At 66.9% G+C, this 17,192-nt stretch carries 20 protein-coding genes; 3 read left to right on the top strand and 17 right to left on the bottom strand.

Translation table 11 applies throughout. From position 1 onward, the window contains the following. Positions 1 to 232: 232 nt before the first annotated feature. The 14 genes from ACTWQI_RS29575 to ACTWQI_RS29510 all read right to left on the bottom strand — a co-directional run bounded on the left by ACTWQI_RS29575 (position 233) and on the right by ACTWQI_RS29510 (position 10,796). On the bottom strand, positions 233 to 1,609 hold the full coding sequence (locus tag ACTWQI_RS29575) for a tyrosine-type recombinase/integrase (RefSeq protein ID WP_443275145.1): 1,377 nt from the start codon (positions 1,607 to 1,609) through the stop codon (positions 233 to 235). Beyond that, complete coding sequence (locus ACTWQI_RS29570) at positions 1,609 to 1,818, bottom strand: helix-turn-helix transcriptional regulator (protein ID WP_443275143.1); 210 nt, start codon at positions 1,816 to 1,818, stop codon at positions 1,609 to 1,611. Before ACTWQI_RS29570 ends, ACTWQI_RS29575 begins: the two co-directional genes overlap by 1 nt. Positions 1,819 to 2,054: 236 nt before the next feature. Further along, positions 2,055 to 3,854, bottom strand: a complete 1,800-nt coding sequence (locus ACTWQI_RS29565; RefSeq protein ID WP_443275141.1) for a DnaB-like helicase N-terminal domain-containing protein — start codon at positions 3,852 to 3,854, stop codon at positions 2,055 to 2,057. 84 nt (positions 3,855 to 3,938) lie between these two features. Beyond that, complete coding sequence (locus tag ACTWQI_RS29560; RefSeq protein ID WP_443275139.1) at positions 3,939 to 4,220, bottom strand: hypothetical protein; 282 nt, start codon at positions 4,218 to 4,220, stop codon at positions 3,939 to 3,941. A gap of 21 nt (positions 4,221 to 4,241) precedes the next feature. Further along, positions 4,242 to 4,844, bottom strand: coding sequence for a hypothetical protein (locus ACTWQI_RS29555; protein WP_443275138.1), 603 nt, complete (start codon positions 4,842 to 4,844; stop codon positions 4,242 to 4,244). An 11-nt stretch (positions 4,845 to 4,855) separates the two neighbouring features. Then, a complete protein-coding gene (locus tag ACTWQI_RS29550; protein ID WP_443275136.1) occupies positions 4,856 to 5,044 on the bottom strand; it encodes a hypothetical protein in 189 nt (62 codons plus the stop codon). A 3-nt stretch (positions 5,045 to 5,047) separates the two neighbouring features. Continuing rightward, on the bottom strand, positions 5,048 to 5,341 hold the full coding sequence (locus ACTWQI_RS29545) for a hypothetical protein (RefSeq protein WP_443275134.1): 294 nt from the start codon (positions 5,339 to 5,341) through the stop codon (positions 5,048 to 5,050). 141 nt (positions 5,342 to 5,482) lie between these two features. Then, positions 5,483 to 7,558, bottom strand: a complete 2,076-nt coding sequence (locus tag ACTWQI_RS29540) for a cell division protein FtsK (RefSeq protein WP_443275147.1) — start codon at positions 7,556 to 7,558, stop codon at positions 5,483 to 5,485. 197 nt (positions 7,559 to 7,755) lie between these two features. Then, positions 7,756 to 8,139 carry an RRQRL motif-containing zinc-binding protein gene (locus tag ACTWQI_RS29535; RefSeq protein ID WP_443275133.1) on the bottom strand — a complete coding sequence of 128 codons (384 nt, stop codon included), beginning with the start codon at positions 8,137 to 8,139 and terminating at the stop codon, positions 7,756 to 7,758. Next, on the bottom strand, positions 8,139 to 9,224 hold the full coding sequence (locus ACTWQI_RS29530; RefSeq protein ID WP_443275132.1) for a conjugal transfer protein: 1,086 nt from the start codon (positions 9,222 to 9,224) through the stop codon (positions 8,139 to 8,141). Before ACTWQI_RS29530 ends, ACTWQI_RS29535 begins: the two co-directional genes overlap by 1 nt. Further along, the gene (locus tag ACTWQI_RS29525) at positions 9,224 to 9,892 is read right to left on the bottom strand and encodes a GGDEF domain-containing protein (RefSeq protein WP_443275130.1); all 669 of its coding nucleotides are present in this window, start codon (positions 9,890 to 9,892) and stop codon (positions 9,224 to 9,226) included. The genes ACTWQI_RS29530 and ACTWQI_RS29525 overlap by 1 nt, the downstream gene beginning before the upstream one ends. Continuing rightward, positions 9,889 to 10,206: a hypothetical protein gene (locus ACTWQI_RS29520; protein WP_443275128.1), complete on the bottom strand. Its 318-nt coding sequence runs from the start codon at positions 10,204 to 10,206 to the stop codon at positions 9,889 to 9,891. Before ACTWQI_RS29520 ends, ACTWQI_RS29525 begins: the two co-directional genes overlap by 4 nt. Before the next feature lie 88 nt (positions 10,207 to 10,294). Next, positions 10,295 to 10,459: a hypothetical protein gene (locus ACTWQI_RS29515; protein WP_443275126.1), complete on the bottom strand. Its 165-nt coding sequence runs from the start codon at positions 10,457 to 10,459 to the stop codon at positions 10,295 to 10,297. A 145-nt stretch (positions 10,460 to 10,604) separates the two neighbouring features. Further along, entirely contained in the window at positions 10,605 to 10,796 is a 192-nt protein-coding gene (locus tag ACTWQI_RS29510) for a hypothetical protein (protein ID WP_443275124.1), read from the bottom strand. Between the two features lie 326 nt (positions 10,797 to 11,122). Here ACTWQI_RS29510 and ACTWQI_RS29505 point away from each other — a divergent pair, with 326 nt between their 5' ends. From ACTWQI_RS29505 to ACTWQI_RS29495, 3 genes are all read left to right on the top strand, one after another. After that, entirely contained in the window at positions 11,123 to 11,503 is a 381-nt protein-coding gene (locus ACTWQI_RS29505) for a GntR family transcriptional regulator (RefSeq protein WP_443275122.1), read from the top strand. 131 nt (positions 11,504 to 11,634) lie between these two features. After that, complete coding sequence (locus ACTWQI_RS29500; protein WP_443275120.1) at positions 11,635 to 12,822, top strand: hypothetical protein; 1,188 nt, start codon at positions 11,635 to 11,637, stop codon at positions 12,820 to 12,822. A gap of 18 nt (positions 12,823 to 12,840) precedes the next feature. Further along, complete coding sequence (locus ACTWQI_RS29495; protein WP_443275118.1) at positions 12,841 to 13,557, top strand: creatininase family protein; 717 nt, start codon at positions 12,841 to 12,843, stop codon at positions 13,555 to 13,557. A gap of 32 nt (positions 13,558 to 13,589) precedes the next feature. Here ACTWQI_RS29495 and ACTWQI_RS29490 read toward each other — a convergent pair whose 3' ends face one another. From ACTWQI_RS29490 to ACTWQI_RS29480, 3 genes are all read right to left on the bottom strand, one after another. Beyond that, positions 13,590 to 14,528, bottom strand: a complete 939-nt coding sequence (locus tag ACTWQI_RS29490; protein ID WP_443275117.1) for a hypothetical protein — start codon at positions 14,526 to 14,528, stop codon at positions 13,590 to 13,592. Between the two features lie 435 nt (positions 14,529 to 14,963). Further along, positions 14,964 to 16,034 (bottom strand): PIN domain-containing protein, encoded by a 1,071-nt coding sequence (locus ACTWQI_RS29485; RefSeq protein ID WP_443275115.1) that lies wholly within the window; start codon positions 16,032 to 16,034, stop codon positions 14,964 to 14,966. 201 nt (positions 16,035 to 16,235) lie between these two features. Then, entirely contained in the window at positions 16,236 to 16,982 is a 747-nt protein-coding gene (locus ACTWQI_RS29480) for a TIGR02391 family protein (RefSeq protein ID WP_443275114.1), read from the bottom strand. Positions 16,983 to 17,192: the final 210 nt, after the last annotated feature.

Raw genomic sequence — 17,192 nt, 5'->3', positions numbered from 1 at the left:
CTGTAAATCTGTCGGCTTACGCCTACGCAGGTTCGAACCCTGCACCCGCCACACGCCAAGAAGGGCCCCTGAGCTGCTGCTATGCAGCTAGGGGCCCTTGGTGTACTACGGGTCGGGCAGAGCCACACTGTCTCGCTCTGCGTCGTTCTCTCGCGCTCTCTACCAGTAGTTCTGGACGGGGCGTGGACGGGATTTCCAGCCCTGACCTGCGGCTACGGGTCGAGTGTGGCCGTCATTCTGCCGGCGTAGTGCGCCGCTCCTGTAGGCGAGCCGAGATCTTGGCGTTCGCCGCGTCGTCGCTGTTCCCCAGGAACTTCGCATACGCCCGGAACAGCACCGCCACACTGTGCCCGGCCCGCTTCGCGACGAGCTGCGGCTCTACCCCTGAGCTGAGCCACGTAGACACGGCAGCGTGCCGCAGGTCGTATGGCCGCTTCGCCAGAAGCGAAGCCCGCTCAGCGGGTGGGAGCGCCCTCTCCCGGGCCCGCCCCCAGACCTCCCCGTAGCCGCTTTCCTGGACGAGCCCCCCACGTAGTGTGCGGAACAGCCGACCGTCCGGAGCTACGCCGTACGCGGCGACGTGCCAGCGCAGCATGGCTACGAGCTCAGGCGGGATCGGCACCAGGCGCACGGTCTTGCGTGACCGATGCTTCAGGCCCCGGCGGTCGTGAACCTCCCCGTCATCCGTCCATGCTGCCCCGGCCCGCGGGCGTGTCTCTTGGAGCCGTAGCAGCCCCCAGCCCCGGCGGGGAAGGTCGCAGTCCTTCTGACGAAGTGCGATGACTTCCGCTGGCCGCGCGGCGGCGTAGTACATGCACCCGAAGAACGCTACGAGACGCCGACCGCGTGGCCCCTGTGCGCGGACTGCGGCCAGCAACTCCGCAGCCTGCTCCGGGTCCGGCACACACTCCGGATCAATCTCCTCCTCCACAGGTTCGGGGAGCTTCCAGCGAATCTGCGGAAGCGGATTGTCCGTGAGCAGCCCAGCGTCTACGGCGTAGACAAGAGCGTTGTGAAAGATCGCCCGCTTCCGCCGGATCGTCGATGCAGCGGCCGTCCCACCGTCCAGCTTCTTAGTCAGGGCGTCCAGCGCCTTCCGTACGAGCATCCTGTCTGCGAGAGCCGAGGCGGACAGCGACTTGCGCTCGAACCACGCCAGCACGGCTTTCACATCGGGCGGGTGCTCTTCCTCCCAGCGGTGCACGTTGAATGCCCAGCTGTAGAGCGCGGTCCGTACGGTGTGTACGTCGGCCATGCCCTTGGTGTCCTTGACCAGCGCGGCCGTCACCGTCGCCATTGCCTCAGCGAGGGTCTTGCGTGTGGACGCGGGGGCGTGCTGCCACTTCATTTCGATGTACTGACGCGCGTGGGCGTACCAGGACACGTCTTGCTGCTCCCGGAGCATCGACTTCGGCAAGCCGCTGTCGACGTCGAACGGCTCACCCGCTCGGGCCGCGGTGATGAACTGGGCCCGCCTGCTCTCCGCTAGCCCTGACGTCAGGAACGACTCGGAGTGCGGTCGTGCGCCAACTTGCCAGCGGAGCTGGAATGGTTTGCGGTACGGGCGTTTACGAATCCCCCAGACCCGCACGGTGTAGCTCCACTCCACTACGCGACCTCCATTTCAGCGAGAAAGGCGTCGAGGTCGCTGCGGCGAACTCGCAGATGACCGTTGGGCAGGCGGTGGGTCTTGGGGCACTGGCCGCGATTCCGCCAGCGGTACCAGGAGGCTCGGGTGATCCCCAGTTCCTCAAGGACGACGGTCAGCGGCAGAAGCTCGTCAGCCGGAGTGCGGCGCTTGCGGGCATGCGTGCTCACGGTTGGTGCCTCCTTGGCGATGCGTGCCGTGCTGCTTCAGGCGGGGCGGTAAGGGCGGTAAGGTCGATAAGCCCTCTGACCTGGGCTTTCGAGGGGGCGATAAGGGGTGCGGTAAGTGGGGCGGTAAGTCCGGCGGGCGTGCGGGCCGCGACTTACCGACCCCCTTTTCGCCCCCCTTTTCGCCCCGCTGTTTGCGCAGGTCAGGTGGCTTACCGACCTTTTCGCCCTTACCGCCCTCAGCCCGCGTAGCTGATGACGGTGGTGGGGCGGCCCTTGGTAGGGCGCAGGCTGCGGACGTAGCCGGGCTGGTCGAGCAGTTCGGCAGCGAGCCGGTCACGCTCGGCGCGGCTGGTGTTCTTGAACAGCCGCCGGATCTGGTCGGCGGTGAGCCCGTTCGCACCGGCCGCTCGTACCGCGTCGGCGAGCTTGTTCACCTTCAGGTTGCCTGTGATGTTGCCGAGCAGGTGGATGGCGGAGGCGCGGGCATAGTTGAGCAGGTGCCAGGCCGCGCGCATGTGGTGCTCGGCGATGGTGTTGGTGTGGTCGCACAGGGCGTAGACCATGGCGACCCGTTGCACGTACGGGGCGGCGCGGGCGGTGAACTGGGCGATGACTCCGCCCGTGGCGTCGTCGCTGAGCGCGGGGTACACCTCCTCGCAGTACAGGGCCCAGGCGTCGGGGCTGAACTTGACCTCGTCGACGCGTGCCGCGTCGGTGAGGACGGTGCGCCAGCCTGCCGCCAGAGTGGACACCAGGTCTGCACTGGCCCCGCGTGAGCCGGGCAGGATCAGGTTGCGGTGGCAGAAGATCGGCAGGAAGCGGTTGTACGTGCCGCCTGCCATCTCCGAGTCCTGCATCTTGGCCCGGAACTCATCGGGGGTGATGTGCCCGAGGATCGCGATGTGCGGGTTGGTTGCCTTGAGCGATTCGCGGACCATGGAGCCGAGCGAGTCTCCGTCCCATGCCTGTCGCAGGACTCCGGGCAGGCTGCTGCCCTCGCGTCGCCCGCGGCTCATGGTGACCGCGTACTCCGATTCGAGCACCCACAGCCGTTTGTCGATGCTGGCGGGCTTGGCGTCGTCGCTGTCGTCGTCCTTGACGTATTCGATGAGCCCTTCGCCGGAGTTCAGGCCGCGCGGGGTGTGTTCGGGACTGAAGAAGTCCGGCAGGGCCTCTGCCAGCACGCGCCGCGCGGTTGAGGTGGCCGATCCTTTCCGCCCTGTGGAGGTGGGGCCGATGGTCAGGGCCCAAATCAGGGTGGGGTGGCGGTCGTTGCCCACCATGAGGTGCGGGCGGCGGCCGATGGCCGCCCCGGCTGCCGAGAGGAGGTTGGCGAGCACCGCGATGGGATCTGCCTCGGTTGTGGGGTCCAGCTCGCGCACGGTCTCGCCTACCCAGCCGCAGAACACGCCGGGGTGTGGCGTGGGGCCGGGCCGATGCGGGCGGCGGATCCCGGGGTGGGGGTCATAGAGCGGGTTCGGCGGCCCGGTCGGTGTGTCGGCTAAATCCTCCTCGTCCATGGTGGAGTTGGCCGTGAACTCGCTGACCTCTTCGAGTAAGGCGGAGCGAATGTCATCGGCGTCGGCATCCGGGGCGGAAGCGGCCTGCACGATCCGGGTGCCGGTCTCGATCAGGAGCCGACGCTCGGCCTTGTCCCGCACGATCTCCGCGTAGTACTCGGCATTCGCGACGGTGGGAACGGCCTGCACGAGGGTGTGCAAGTAGCTGGCACCCCCGACGCGGGCAAGGTGCCCGCGCTTGTCGAGGTGGTGCGCGAGGGTGATGGGGTCGGCGGGCTGGCCCTGGTCTTGCAGCTCACGGATCGCGCGATGGATGGTCTCGTGAGCGGGCCGGTAGTGGTCGGCCGGGTCCATCACTGCGGCCACGTCGTCGATTGCTGCGGCCGACAGCAGCATGGCCCCGAGGACGGACTGCTCGGCATCGAGATCCTGCGGCGGAATCGTCTCCCGGGCCTGCGGCCCGCCGTGGAGAGACCGCACGTTGTCGTACTGCGGCCGTGAGGGCTCAGCTGTCATGCTGAAGTCCTCCTGTTTCTCTCGAAGGGACGGAGATCCGGGGCGGTCGCGGTCTTTGGCGAGAGGCGACCGCCCCGGGCGTAGCTACAGGTCGGCGAGCGCGTCGGTGGGGATCTCGTAGACGCCGATCACGTCGTTGACGCCGGTCCAGTAGCCGGGGGCGTAGTGGATGTAGGCGATGTGCAGGGCGGTCCCGTTGCGGTCGGTGCAGGTGTAGACGTTCACGGTGTCCACGGCCTTGCGGTTTTTGCGGGCCGCGCGGATGGCTGTCAGGGCTTCGTACAGGGAGACCGGCCCTCCGAGGCCGGGGCGGCCGTCGACCTGTGAGTAGAGGGTGGGCCGGTGGGTGTTGGTGCTGGTATTCACGGCGGTTGTCTCCGTTCGGATTCAGTGCTTGGGGGCGGGGTTGGGGAGTTCGGGGAGTCCGGCCTGCGTGAGGGCGGCCGGGTCGAAGCCGGGGAGGGCAGCGCGGGCGGTGATGGCCTGGGCGAGGGCTTCGGCGTAGGCGGCGCCCTCGCGTGCGACTTCGATCTGGGTTCGGCCGCGGATGGTTTCCACGCGTTCGATGTGGGCGTGTTCTTCGCGTCGCTCGCTCGCCTGCCGCTCGTACGCCACACGGTCGCGGCGGTCGGTGCGCCAGTAGCGGGTCGCGAGTCCGTAGGCGATGGCGGTGGCCAGCGCCCACAGCAGCAGCGGCAGGGATAGGCCGTCGGCGTATGCGGCGACCCCGGCGAGGGCGAGGCCACCGGAGGCTGCGAACGCGGTCCCGGCAATCACGCTGTCCCCGGCGCGTCCTGCGGAGGCGAAGGCGCCCGCTGCTGCCGCTCCGGTGGCCAGCACGGTCATCAGTGCGGCGTTGCCGACGGAGTGTTCGGCGCCGTTGGCGTTCCAGATCCGGGCGAGGACGAGCACGGTGGAGGTGGCCAGCGCGGGCGCGGCCTTGGGTGCGGCGATGGCGAGCCAGTGCCGGGCGACGATCGGTTCGTTCATCACGGGCTCCTCTACAGGTCGCCGATGGCGTTGACGACGGCGGTGGTGAGTTCGTTCATCGGCTCGGAGGCGCCGGTGGAGGCGAGGTAGAAGCCGAACATCATGGCGACGAACGCGGAGCCGTAGCCGAGGGTCTTGGAGCGGAGCAGGAAGAACAGGACGAGTCCGAACAGGACGACGAGCGAGACGGTGATGGCCATGGGCTATCCCTTCCAGACGGGCTTTGAGGCGGGCTTCTTGGCGGTGGTGTCGGTGCCATCGCGGTAGACGTGCAGCCAGAGGTTGTAGAGGTGGCGTCCGACGCGTATGCGCTTGCCGTGGCCGTCGCAGCGGCGGCAGTGCTTGCCGCGCTTCATGCGGCCCTTGCGGTCGGTCTTCATCGCGAAGCCGAAGCCGCGGCACTTGCGGCAGTCGCCGTACGGGCTCGCCGCACACAGACTCGCGTAACCGAGAGTGACGGCGAGCAGGCAGGCGCTAGCAAGGAGAACTAGGGTCACGGGGTGCCTTCCAGGCGGGATTACCGGCGTTCTCGCAGGTCGGGTGCTAGACGCGAGGTTGCTGATCAGAGCCGGTATGGGCTGCTAGTGGGGGTGCTAGGTCTAGCAGCGGTGGCTGCTAGACCTAGCACCGGTGCGCGGTCAGTTCGCGGACCGCTTTCCGTCACGCTCAGTGATAGCCGTGGTGATGTCGGCGCGGGCGATGCCGCGGCGGGTGGTGCCCTTGCCCTTGTCGGTGGTGCCCCAGACGTCCTGGGCGGTGATGCCGTGCGGGCGCAGGTTCGTGGTGACGGTCTCGGCCTTCCAGCCGCCGTAGACCTCCGGCCGCAGCGTGGCCAGGCGTGCGGCGACCTTCTCGTTCCACACCTTCTCTTCGTCCGCGGCCACGACCTTGAGGATGTCGGCCAGCAGGTCGAAGGCTGGCTCGCCGCTTTCCGGCGTCTCGCCGATGGCGTGGCCGGTGACGTTGCCGTACTCCTCGCGCATCTTCCGCGCCCGGGCCACGACCTGCTCGGCGCCAACCGCGTCCACGAACGCTGAAGCCACGATGCGCGGGTCATCGCCCTCACCGGCCATCCAGCAAATCCCGCGGTCGGTGCGGGAGAACATCGTGGCCCGGTACCCCGCCTTGTACATCGACGTACCGAGCACCATGTCGTTGGCAGGCTGGCCCATGACCTTCAGGCAGAACCGCAGCACAGCGTTCGCGCTGATGCCGGTGGGCAGCGACTTGGCGTCCGGGCGCTGGGTGCCGAACAGAGCCACGATCCCCAGCGCGGGACCGCGTTTGCCCAGGTCGGTGCAGATCTCTTCGATCTCCGCGCCGTACTTCTCGTGCTCGAAGGGAACCTGGCACTCATCGAACCCGGCGACGATCGGGTGCAGCCGCAGCGACTTGTCGTTGGCCAGCTCCGGCGTCACTTTCGACTCCGGGCAGCGTGAACGCGGCAGGGACTTGATGACCTTCGCCCGCCTGCGCAGCTCGGCGCGCAGCTCCCGCAGCGATTCGAGGACGTAGAGGATGTCCTCATCCTCGTCCCCGGCCCGGTACCGGTGGCAGACCGGCTCCAGGGCGCCGAAGTCACCGGTGCCCTTGAAGTCGAACGCGTACAGCTCCGCACGCGGGTCCAACGCGGCAATCAGCAGGAACAGCCGCATCAAGAACGTCTTGCCCATGCGCGGGATCGAGCCGACCACGACCGAGGCGAACATGAGCGTCACGGACACGTCCCGCATCCGCTGGTCGTTGCCGAAGACGACCGGCTTGAACAGGTCCACCTGCCCGGACTTCAGCAGAGGCCAAGCGGGCTTCTTCGTCTCGTTCATGGGCTTGTCACCCACCCACAGCACCAGGCGCCCTTCGTGCTCCTCGGGGTCGGCAGCGGGCCACACGCAGCCGACCTTGCGCCGCAGCCCGGAAGCCAGCGGCTTGCGGGCCTCCATGATGTCCTCCGGGGTCACGCCCCAGGGAAGGTCCAGGTCAGCGCGGTAGCCGGGGCCGTCCCGGGTGATCTCGGAGGTGAAGCGCAGCCCGTTCATGTCGCCGCCCTTCTTGATGGCGGCCGACAGCTTCGCGTTGCCGATGTTGTCCAGCGCCCGCAGCACGATCGGGCCGGTCAGCTTCTGCACCTCGGTCTTCAGCACCGCCGGACCGATCACCGGCTGGTCCTGCGGAGCACCCCAGAACCCGGCCACCAGCACCGCAGCCGACGCCAGCACCGCAAGCCACGCCGGGGCCATCACGTACATGGCCAGGGCGAACGCGGCACCGAAGACGAGCCCGATGGTCGTCACCAGGACCCGCAGCCGCACCCGCCCGTCACGCTGGCGCGACAGCTTCAGGTACTCAGCCGTGTTCTCGTGCTCGACTTCGTAGGCGCGCAACGGGGCGCCTTCGGCGTCCCACACCCACCGGTTCGTGTCACGCACCAGGCGAGCTGCGCCGCGCGGCGCGTTGAGGGTGAGCTGGCAGGCGTACCAGGGGGTGCGGATGCCGTGAAAGGCCGTGGCGTAGAAGGCGTTGCCGGTCGCCCGCTGCACGGTGGCCACGAACCCCGGCTTGGAGGTGAGCCACGTCGGCAGGATCGGTCGCCGCTTGTAGGTGGTGATCCCCGGCGCGGGCAGGTCGGGCCGATCGACCGGCACCGGTCGGACGACCGAGTCTGCCGACTCCTCATCATCCGAATCGGGCGACTCGGTCGGACGGGAGTCGGGCACCGGGGCGGGAGCGGGGTCGGCCGACCCGTCACGGGCCGACCGCGCCTTGTCGAGGTCGACCACCTCGGCGCCCTGCTTCACCGGCTCGTCCGGGGGCGGGAACGGGGTTGTTTCCGTCACGATGGATCTGCTCCTTCAGGGGAGTTGAGGGCCCGGCCGACGCTGTAGGAGGTGGGCGGCCGGGCCCGAACTGGTGGTTACGCGGCGCGCTGTTCTTCGGGGTAGGCGCAGGGCACGCACATGCCGAGCGAGGTCGGAATCACGTATCCGGCGTCGTGCCGGCACTCAGGGCAGGTGCGGCGCGCGAGCATCGCCAGGGCGAGCGAGCCCCACTTGCGCGACGTCATCGGCCGGACCGGCTTGGCCCGGTCGAGGCGGTACAGGTAGGCGACGCGAACCCCACCGCCATAGCGGCGCTGTCGCATGACCTGGGCCGCTATCGACTGTCCGCCTGGCCGTAAGCCGCGGGCCCGCAGCTGTCGGCGGGTCGCTAAGCCGTCGGGGGCGAACCGCCAGGGGTAGGTGGGAATGCCGTAGCGGACGCCGGTGGGGTCGTAGCACTTCCCGAAGGTCGGGGACATCAGGCGGCCTCAGCCTCGGGCACGTCCTCACGGGCCCGGCGCTCCTGGAGCAGCGTGTCCCGCAGCATTCGCGCGTTCGCCGACGACGTGCGCACGGCCTTGCGGATCGGCTCCGCCTTCAACTCGTCATCCAACCAGTCGGCCGTCACCGTCCGTGCCTCAGCAAGGAGTTGGTCCGGTGTGCGGTTGGGCCGGGGCGTGCGGGCCGACTTGGGAATTCGACCGGTCGACCTGCGTGGCCGACGGGCGACCGCTTCCGAGTCGGCCGACTCCACGGCGGGCATCTCGCTGACCGGCAGCGTCGCTTCGGGAGCCGACTTTCCCAGGTCAGACCCCAACCGATTCGCAGTCGAATCAAGAGATTCATCCTGGTTTGCGTCACCGATGGTGATCTCTGGGACTGCTGTCGTGGTCTGGTCGACCGTCGGGCGCTCTTCGACGGCCGCAGGGGCGGTGAACATGGCGGTCAGCGCGGCATCCGCACCACCGGTGACGCGCTCACGCTGGATGTCCAGCAGCCGCAGCCCCAGGGAGTGATCCCCCAATCCGACCTTGCGGGCCAGCTCCCACGACGTGCGCTCCGACTTCGCCCGGACCTTCTTGTCGGGGTGGTTGGCGGCCACGGCGCGGAGGTAGGCCAGCTCCCGCACGACGGCCGCCGCGCGGGCTTCGGCTTCGGCGTCGCGGCCGTCCTGGTGGACGACTATGCGGCGGGCCAGGAACGCCATGCCCTCAGCCGAGACGCACATGCCCATGGGGGTCACGGCGTAGATGACGGTGCGGCCGGGCTCGTCCCCGGCCATGGCAGCCATGGCGGACGCAGCGGCGGGCAGGGCCCACAGCCCGAGGCGGATAACCTGCGGGGAGGACTGCCCCAGCATGGTCAGCCCGAGCAGCACCAGGGCGAGAACGGCGGTGGCTCCCTCACCAGCGGCCACGGCTCCCAGCGCGGTGCCCTCGCCGTAGGCGCGGCTGATGTTGCTGAACGTCCCGATCCCACCGGCAACACCGGTGGCGAGCATCGGCACGAACGCCGCAGCCAAAACGGTCTTCTGTACCTTCGTCAGCGGCCTGCGCGTGGTCATCACGCCACCTCCTTGGTCGTCGTGGTGCCCGGGCGTCCCTCGCGGCGGCCGTTGACCGTCGCGGACTGCGGGCGGGTCTGGAAGCGCGGCGCGATGCTGCTGCCCCCGCCCTCCCGCTTGGCCAGGTACATGTGCTCATCCGCCAGCCGCAGCAGCGCGGACAGGTCGGCCGGGGCGCGCCAGTAGCGGGCCACGCCGACCGAGGCGTGAACGTCGATGCGGTGGCCGTCGTAGGTGACTGGCTGTTCGAGGCGGTTGAGCAGGTCCAGCACCTTGGCGCTGAGGTTGCCGGTGACAGTGTCGGTGTCGCCGTGCACGTCGGTGACGGCAGCGAACTCATCGCCCCCGAGCCGTCCGGCAACGCCCTTGTGCTGTGCGGTCCATGCGGCGAGGCGTTGACCGGTCGCGCGGATCACCGCGTCTCCCGCGGCGTGCCCGAACCGGTCGTTGATCTGCTTGAACCAGTTGAGGTCCAAGACGTAGACGGCGCGCTGCTGCCCCTTGGCGAGGCTCTTGTGGGCCCGCTCCTCGAACGCCTCACGCGTCCACAGGCCGGTCAGCGGGTCTCGGCGCGCGGTCTCGATACGGCGGGCCAGGCGCAGCGCGTGCAGGGACCATCCGGCCGCCATCGGTAGACCGGCCGCGGCGGCAAACAGCAGCTCACTCATGCCGCTTCCCCCGTCCTGGCGGAACGGCCAGTGCGGGCAGCGGCCCGCAGGAACGGCACCGTCCGGGTGAGTGCTTCGGCGTAGAGCGCGTCCCACGCGGCGACCTCGTCGCCACCCGCACCGCGCTCACGCAGCTCGGCAAGCGCCTCGCGGGCCACGTCCTCCCGAGCCGCCCGCTCCTCCGGGGCCTCGGGATCGAGCGGGCCGCGGAACAGGTCGCGGTCGATACCGGCGGGCAGGTCATCGAAGCCGAGGGCAAGTTCCTCGAACTCCACAGCGTCCAGCACCTCCTGGGTGCCGATGTAGCTACGCATGGATCTCTCCAGAAATCGAAGGGACGGAGACCCGGGGCGGTCGCGGTCTTTGGCGAGAGGCGACCGCCCCGGGTGGGCCAGAGGGTGACTACTTGCGTCCGCCCCAGGCTCCGGCGGCTGCGTTGCCGTTGGTGCGGGCCTGCCCGGACTGCTCACGGGCGGCTGCCTGGGTCTGGGGGCTGTGGTGCTGCCGGTAGTCCTCAGCGGCTTGCTTGTGCAGGTTGCTTGCCTGCGGGCTGGGCTGTGTGCTCACCTTGAACGGCTCCCTTCAGGGGGCTTCAAGGGGCGCGCCCGACAGCTGCCACGCGGGAGGGCGCGCCCCGCTTCATGTGCCTGATCGGGCCGGGCTGTCCCGGCTCCCCTCACCGCCCGTGCGAGACGGGCGGATCGGGCAACCGTCAGTGGCGCTTCTTGTAGGCCCGCTCGGCGCGGTTGAGGCGCTCCTGCTTGGCGAGGTTGGCGCGACCTGCGGGTGAGTCGATGTCGACAGAGCCGAGGCGCCCGGTGTTGACCGGGTCGTTGTCCAGGGCGCGCTTCGCGGCCTGGTACTCCTGCGCCTCGGGGCTGTTGTCGGCCTTGCGTCCAAACATGTGCTGCTCCTCTACGCGGTGATTGGAGCCCAGCGCTCCCCACCGCCCCCGCCAACCAGCGGCAGGGGCGCCTGGGCAATACAGGGGTTTCGTCGTGCGGGGCGGCGTGGCCTTAATGCCACGCTGGGCCGCCTTATCGGAGGAGGCGGCGGCCTCATCACGCTGTTGAGTTCTCCGCAGCGCTACTTCCGGGCCTTGCTTCCGGGCGCTGACAAGGTAGGTAACCTATGTAGCTTCCCGACGCCGAGGAAGTTACCTAGGTTGGTTTCTGGTGTCAAGTCTCTCGGTCAGGAAGGCAGGTGACCTAGGTCAGATACGCTCTAACCATGGACTCGAAGCCCGAGAAGCCCAACGCCAAGGAGATCGCTGCCAAGTTCCGCAACGACATCGCCGACGGCGTGTACGGCCCGGGAGCACGGCTGCCCGGGGCTCAGGGCTACGCCAAGAAGCTCGGCGTAGCGCTCATGACCGTGCAGCACGCGTACAGACAGCTCGCCGAGGATGGGCTGGTCATTGGTCGCCAAGGGAGCGGCACGTACGTGATCGACCCCGCAAAGGGTGAGCCCACCGCGCAACAGGCTGCTGCGAGCATTCGCGATCTTCAGACTGAGCTGACGCATGTCACCTCCCAGCTCCAAGAGCTCTCGGACCGTGTGGCGAGGTTGGAGGAGGACCGAGCCTCTGCCGCCTCGCCTGGCGACAAGTAAGCCTGAATCGAGGGCTCTTCGCAGTGGACAGGGGTTAACGCCCAGCGCCGTTACCTGTTAACTCCCCACGTGGCAGCGGTTTTGGCGTCATCATGAAAGGACGTCAGGCGGCGTCCACGTGGGGGCATGCGATGAAGGCGAAGCTGCGCGAGGTACGAGCTCGACTCGACTGGACGCAGGCCGAATTGATCGACGCCTTACTGGACGCTGCTGATCGGATCGGCGTTGATGCGCCATCGCGGGCCAGCTTGAAGACATTGGTCTCCATGCATGAGAACGGACGTCGTGCCGTCGGCCACCAGCACCGTGTGCTTTACCGCGAGGCGTACCAGATGACGGACGCCGACCTCGGCTTTGCTTCGGATGCGGCGCCTGAGGCTCCGGCCCCGCTCCCCGTTCCTGCCCAGCGCCGGAAGCTCCCCGTCCCAGCGAACCCGGAAATGCTGGCCTACCTCATGTCCGTCCTCGGCCAGCACATGCAGGCGGAACCCATGGTGGGCCCTCAGTTCCTCGTTCCGCCGGTGCAGAGTCAGATGGGCCTCATTGAGCAGCTGTGCAACGACACGCATGGACCGTTGCGGCAAGAGGTGCTTCGAGTCGGAGCCCGGTACTGCGAATTCTTAGGGTGGCTCTACCAGGACACTGGCAACGATCACCTAGCGATGCGCTGGACGGGCCAGGCCCAGGACTTCGCTCAAGAGCTGGACGACCCGGCGCTCGTGGCGTACGTGCTTCAGCGGCGCAGCAACATCGCGACCGAGTCAGGGCAAGCCGGGCATGGCGCGGGTCTGGCCAACGCGGCTCTCCGGCACGCGGGTGACCTTTCACCGAGGGTGCAGGCGGTCGTCCTGCGACAACTGGCGAATAGCAAGGCTGGACTCGGCGAACAGGTCGAGACTGCCCGTGCGGTCGACGAAGCCATGGCTGCCGCCGACGCAGGAAGCGACACGGACCCTCTCGCGCCGTACTGCACCGTGGCGTATGTCGAGATGGAGGGCGCGACGTGCGACGTACGACTTGAACGGCCAGAGCGAGCCGTCGAGACCTACCGTGCGAGTCTGGAGCACTGGCCGGCAGTGCAGCAGCGCGACCGGGGACTCTGCCTCGCGCGATTGGCTACGGCGAACGCGATCCTCGAAGACATCGAAGGGTCGTACGAGGCAGCAGCCGAGGCCGTCACCATCGCAGAGAGCACGGGCTCTGCTCGCATCCGCAACGAGCTACTGCGGCTGCAACCGCGTCTTGCCCCTTGGCGCAAGTTGGTGGAAATTTCAGAGCTGAACGTCGTGCTGGACAGAATGAAGAGGGCCGACACGTAACCGAGCCGAGGGAGCCTTGTGAACCTGCTGCCGACGATCACGACCACTGACGTACAGGAACAGTCTCCGCGAGTCGCCATCCTGCCCGTGGGATCGTTCGAGCAGCACGGGGCATACCTGCCACTCATCACAGACACCGCTATCGCGGCCATCATCGCCCGGGAGGTCGCGGCGGCATACCCCGTACTGTGCCTGCCACCCATCACGATGTCGTGCAGCCACGAGCACGGTACGTGGCCCGGCTCGGTCAGCATCAGCGCCAAGACGCTCTACGCGATGGTGGACGACATCAGGGGCTCTTTGGAACGCTCCGGCATCCACAGGCTTGTGATCATCAACGGGCACGGTGGCAACTATGTGCTGTCGAACATCGTGCAAGAGGCCAACGTGTCCGGGCCCTGCATGACGCTCTTCCCCCTGAGCCCCGAATGGCACCGGGCGCGAGAGCGGGCGGAAATGATCTCCGACGCGCACAGCGACATGCACGCGGGAGAGGTCGAAACGTCGATCCTGCTCCATGCCGAGCCAGACCTTGTGCGGCCCGGGTACCAGAACGCCGACCACGACGGGGGAGAGCGCCGGTTCCTGCTGACGCTCGGGATGACCGGCTACACCGAGAGCGGCGTCATCGGCTTCCCCTCGTACGCCACGGCAGAGAAGGGCAAGGCAGTGCTGGCGAGCCTCGTCGAGGACTTCGCAGAGCACCTGAAGGTGCTCTCTGCTGAGGATGCCTAGTTAGGGGGCCCATGCCGGACAGCTCGTTTCGGTCAGCTCGCAGGTAGAGGCTTCGCACTTCCGACCACGGTGCGCGCATGCCTATGTGCGGTCTTCGCTATGTCGTCGGTTGGGATCCACCCACGATGCGCAGCATTGTTGCGGACCTCCGACAACTCCGGCATCAATTTGTTCTTTGAGACGCCTAGAGCATGCCCCAAACCCACATACAGATCGACCAGCCCAATAATTCCACCCGCCCTTTTAATCAAGTTTTCAATAAAGGCATCGGTGAGCTTTTTGGACCTCAGGTGATCGGAGATGGCCGAGGCGATTGCCACCTCAGCAGCCGTCGCAGAGTCGATTACCGCCCGGCGGAAATCACCATCCATTCTGGCAGCCTGTGCGTCGAGGAGCAGGCGATGCTCCGGAGGAAGATGCTCCCCACGCGAAGCCCGCCGGAAGGCACCAACCACTTGATCACGAGTGAGTGGTACGCCCACTAGGTAGACGCCGCCCAGACTCACACCGCTTCCTACAATGTTTGCGCCGTCAGTGATCACATTGAAGGCACTACTGTGCTTCGGTCCGACCTGACGTACTAGTTCGCCGCTCCACGCCGTTGCCCAGTGAAAAACAATGTCGAACCAGCGGAAGAATGACTCACCGAGTCGCCTAAGTTCATCTGAGGTTGCCATATTACTCGCAGGCACCAGCAATATTGAAGACCTTGCGGCGCCAACACGGTAAAGATCACCACCTGATTGGTATCCCCACGCATCAGAAAAGGCGCTTTCTACCGAGTCGGGCAGCAATCGCTCATCCGGCGGCCCGGCGAGCTTTTCAGAATCAGGATCGAATACGGGAAGCGTGAGACGGACTTTATGCTGCCCAATCTTTACTTCTTCCGTGAGTCCAAGTGCATCCGACCCCACCGACAGGGCCTCGGGGAAGTGCGCGATTCCGGCGTAGCGTCGACGTCGAGTAACCATGGCAATATGCTGTCCCACAGCACTCTGACTCGCATGCGGGAGACCGCCGCTGTCCGGGTTCCGGCTACCGAAGCCATGCCGGTGATCACACGTCGGCGGCTATCCCTGCTGCCGGACAAGGGGCGTGGCCAACCTCTGGCCGAGCCGGGGCCGACAAGAACGACCCGCCCCGCCGCAGGTCAAGGGGCATGGACCTGAGTGAAGTGACCTGCCTTGAAAGCCGCCGGGCCCTGCCTCGCTAGAGGCAGGGCCCGATTGTGGTTGATTCGCTGGAACCGCAGCGAGTCGCGTCACATCGGGGGCCGTCTGGGGGCCGTCCGAGGGGGGCCGGGGGTGACCAACGACGACCAATGACGACGGCGACACCCCGGCCCGACTTGGCTTTCAGAGTGATCTCCGCAGGTGCCAAGTTCCGGTGACGAATTCTTCTCTGAACTAAGACATGTCCATTTCCTCAGAGACCGCGATGCGCTCAAAGGGCCCCATGGCCGTGACCTCCGCCGAGACTGGGGTAGTGGAATCTTGGATCTCCAGAAGAACCGTGGCCTCAACCCTGGACGTGACCTTCGATGTCCACGCGGTGAAGTCAAACACCGCTGGACTAGGAGTCCGCAGCGGCTGGAGATGTTGGTACGACTTCTCAACTTCCCACCGCAGCTGCGCGCTCACCCAGATGCGGTCCCCGACACGGTAGGCATCCTTACGCCGGACCTCCATGAGCTGCAGCTCGGCTCCTCCAGGGGCGAACGCTTCGGCGGAGCTGGCAGTGGCCTCTGGCAGGAGGCGGTAGAAGAGGTCAAGTTCGACGCCTTCAAGGTGCCTTCTTATGGCCTGTGCGACGATCTCGCCTCGAAGCAGAGCCTCTAGATCCTCTCCAACCACATCGACCTGCTCAGCAAGCTCACCCAGTAGTTCATTGATCCCTCCATGGAGAAGCCGAAGCCGCGCGGCTGCGTGGACTCCAAGCGTCTGCTCCGCCTCCTGACGGAGAAGCGGGTGGAAGTCCTGCTCGTTGCCGAAATCGTTGTCCCGCGAGAGGAACCAAACTTCGGCGTTTGCTGTCCGAGCGGCCTCAAGCAGGGTGAGCCAGATTGTGACGTCTCTGGCGCCTCGGGCGTTCCCAGGCTTCCAGTCCTGCTTTGCTGGTGGCCGCCGGTGCGCTTCCCGCTTCAGCGCCTCCTCAGCGGCCCTCTCGGGTGGGTAGAGAATGGTGAATTTCTCTTCCAAGGCGGCTTGTCGCCTCTCGGCTGCCGCTTGACCGGATAGTCGCCTGACCTTGTCAGTAAGGTCGTGGTCGAATGCCTTACTGAGCGTTCTGAGCTCCTTGAGGGCACGATCGACGGCCTCGTCAACCTCATGCTGATGGTGGGCGACGTGCTCGACGGCCACCATGTTCGGAATCGCCAGGTCGTGTTCAGCGAGAGCCGCAATCTTCACAAGCATGCCCAGGAGCGCGCCGTGAGGGAACGTGGCGATCTTGAGCTGATTGGTGTCGAGAACGATCAACGGGACTCCTTGAACTGCGGTGCCGGTCGTCCGGTCTGCGAACAGGTGACTCTGCACCTGACCAGCGTCACGGCGGCGGCAGGCGGCGAACGACCCAACGCACGGGGCGTCACCTGAATGGAGGCCAGGCACTCCGTCGCGTGACCTGATGGCGGCCCTTGAGGAGTCTGTGCGGGCGGCCAAGGCCCAAGCCAAGCACTGTTACCGCTCCACCGTGGCGTCGTCGATCCACCTGGCAAGGACGCTGAACGCGGCCAGCTGCTCCAAGGCGTGGTCGACGGGCAGCTCGGTCTGGATGGTGTGGCTGGCGGGGTTCCGAATCGCTGCGTAGCAGCCTTCGGCAAATGCCCGTACACCGCGGTGGATGCTTTTGAAGGTCTGGCTCCCGTCGTCGGGCATGAGGCGCAATCGTGGCTTGCCGGGCTCGGGGGGCCTCTCGGAGAAAGCCTGGTTGAACAGATCGACCTCGGAGATGTCCAACCGGCTGACCTTGTTCTGGGCTTCCGCATTGATCTTTACGGAGGCGACGCGGACGGCCTCTCGGTAGTGGCCGCTCTGCCACAGGGACCGTGCAGCATCCCACACCCAGGGGTGGAGGTGTCCGGCGCTCAGGCGAGGGGCGTCGTCGCCCAGCTTCAGGGCGATCTCGGCATCGCGCAGGATCGCCGTCTTCGCGCGTTGTGCTGCTTCTCGGTGCTGGTACCAGCGGTTGACGGGTTCGTTCTTATCGCTGGGCACGGACGTACGCCAGCCAGGGATTGCCCTGTCGAAAATCTTTTCTACGACATGGGCAGACGCGTAGATGTCGCCCTGGGAGCCGCGATTGCTCATCTGTTCGGAGAAATCCAGTACGTTGGGCGTGCGGGCCGGGCGATAGAGGGCCGTGAGTTCTAGGAACTTGTCCAGCTCTTGCACGGCCCAGTTGCGGTCCATTGTGTCGGTCGTCACACTTCGATGATGACTCGGAGTAAGCGAGCTCTGCTCCATCGCATGGGGCACTTGAGCGCAAGATCTGGACGAGACGTGGACGGCGAAGGGGCATGGGCGCCGCAGCATCACTTTCGCCGCAGGTCAGCGGCCTGTTAATCGTCCATCGCCAGGGGTCTGTAAATCTGTCGGCTTACGCCTACGCAGGTTCGAACCCTGCACCCGCCACAC

It is taken from the genome of Streptomyces sp. KR80, assembly GCF_052245555.1.
Lineage (GTDB): Bacteria > Actinomycetota > Actinomycetes > Streptomycetales > Streptomycetaceae > Streptomyces.
The sequence above is the reverse complement of the archived record's forward strand: the minus strand, read 5'-3'. Positions and strand labels throughout refer to the sequence as shown.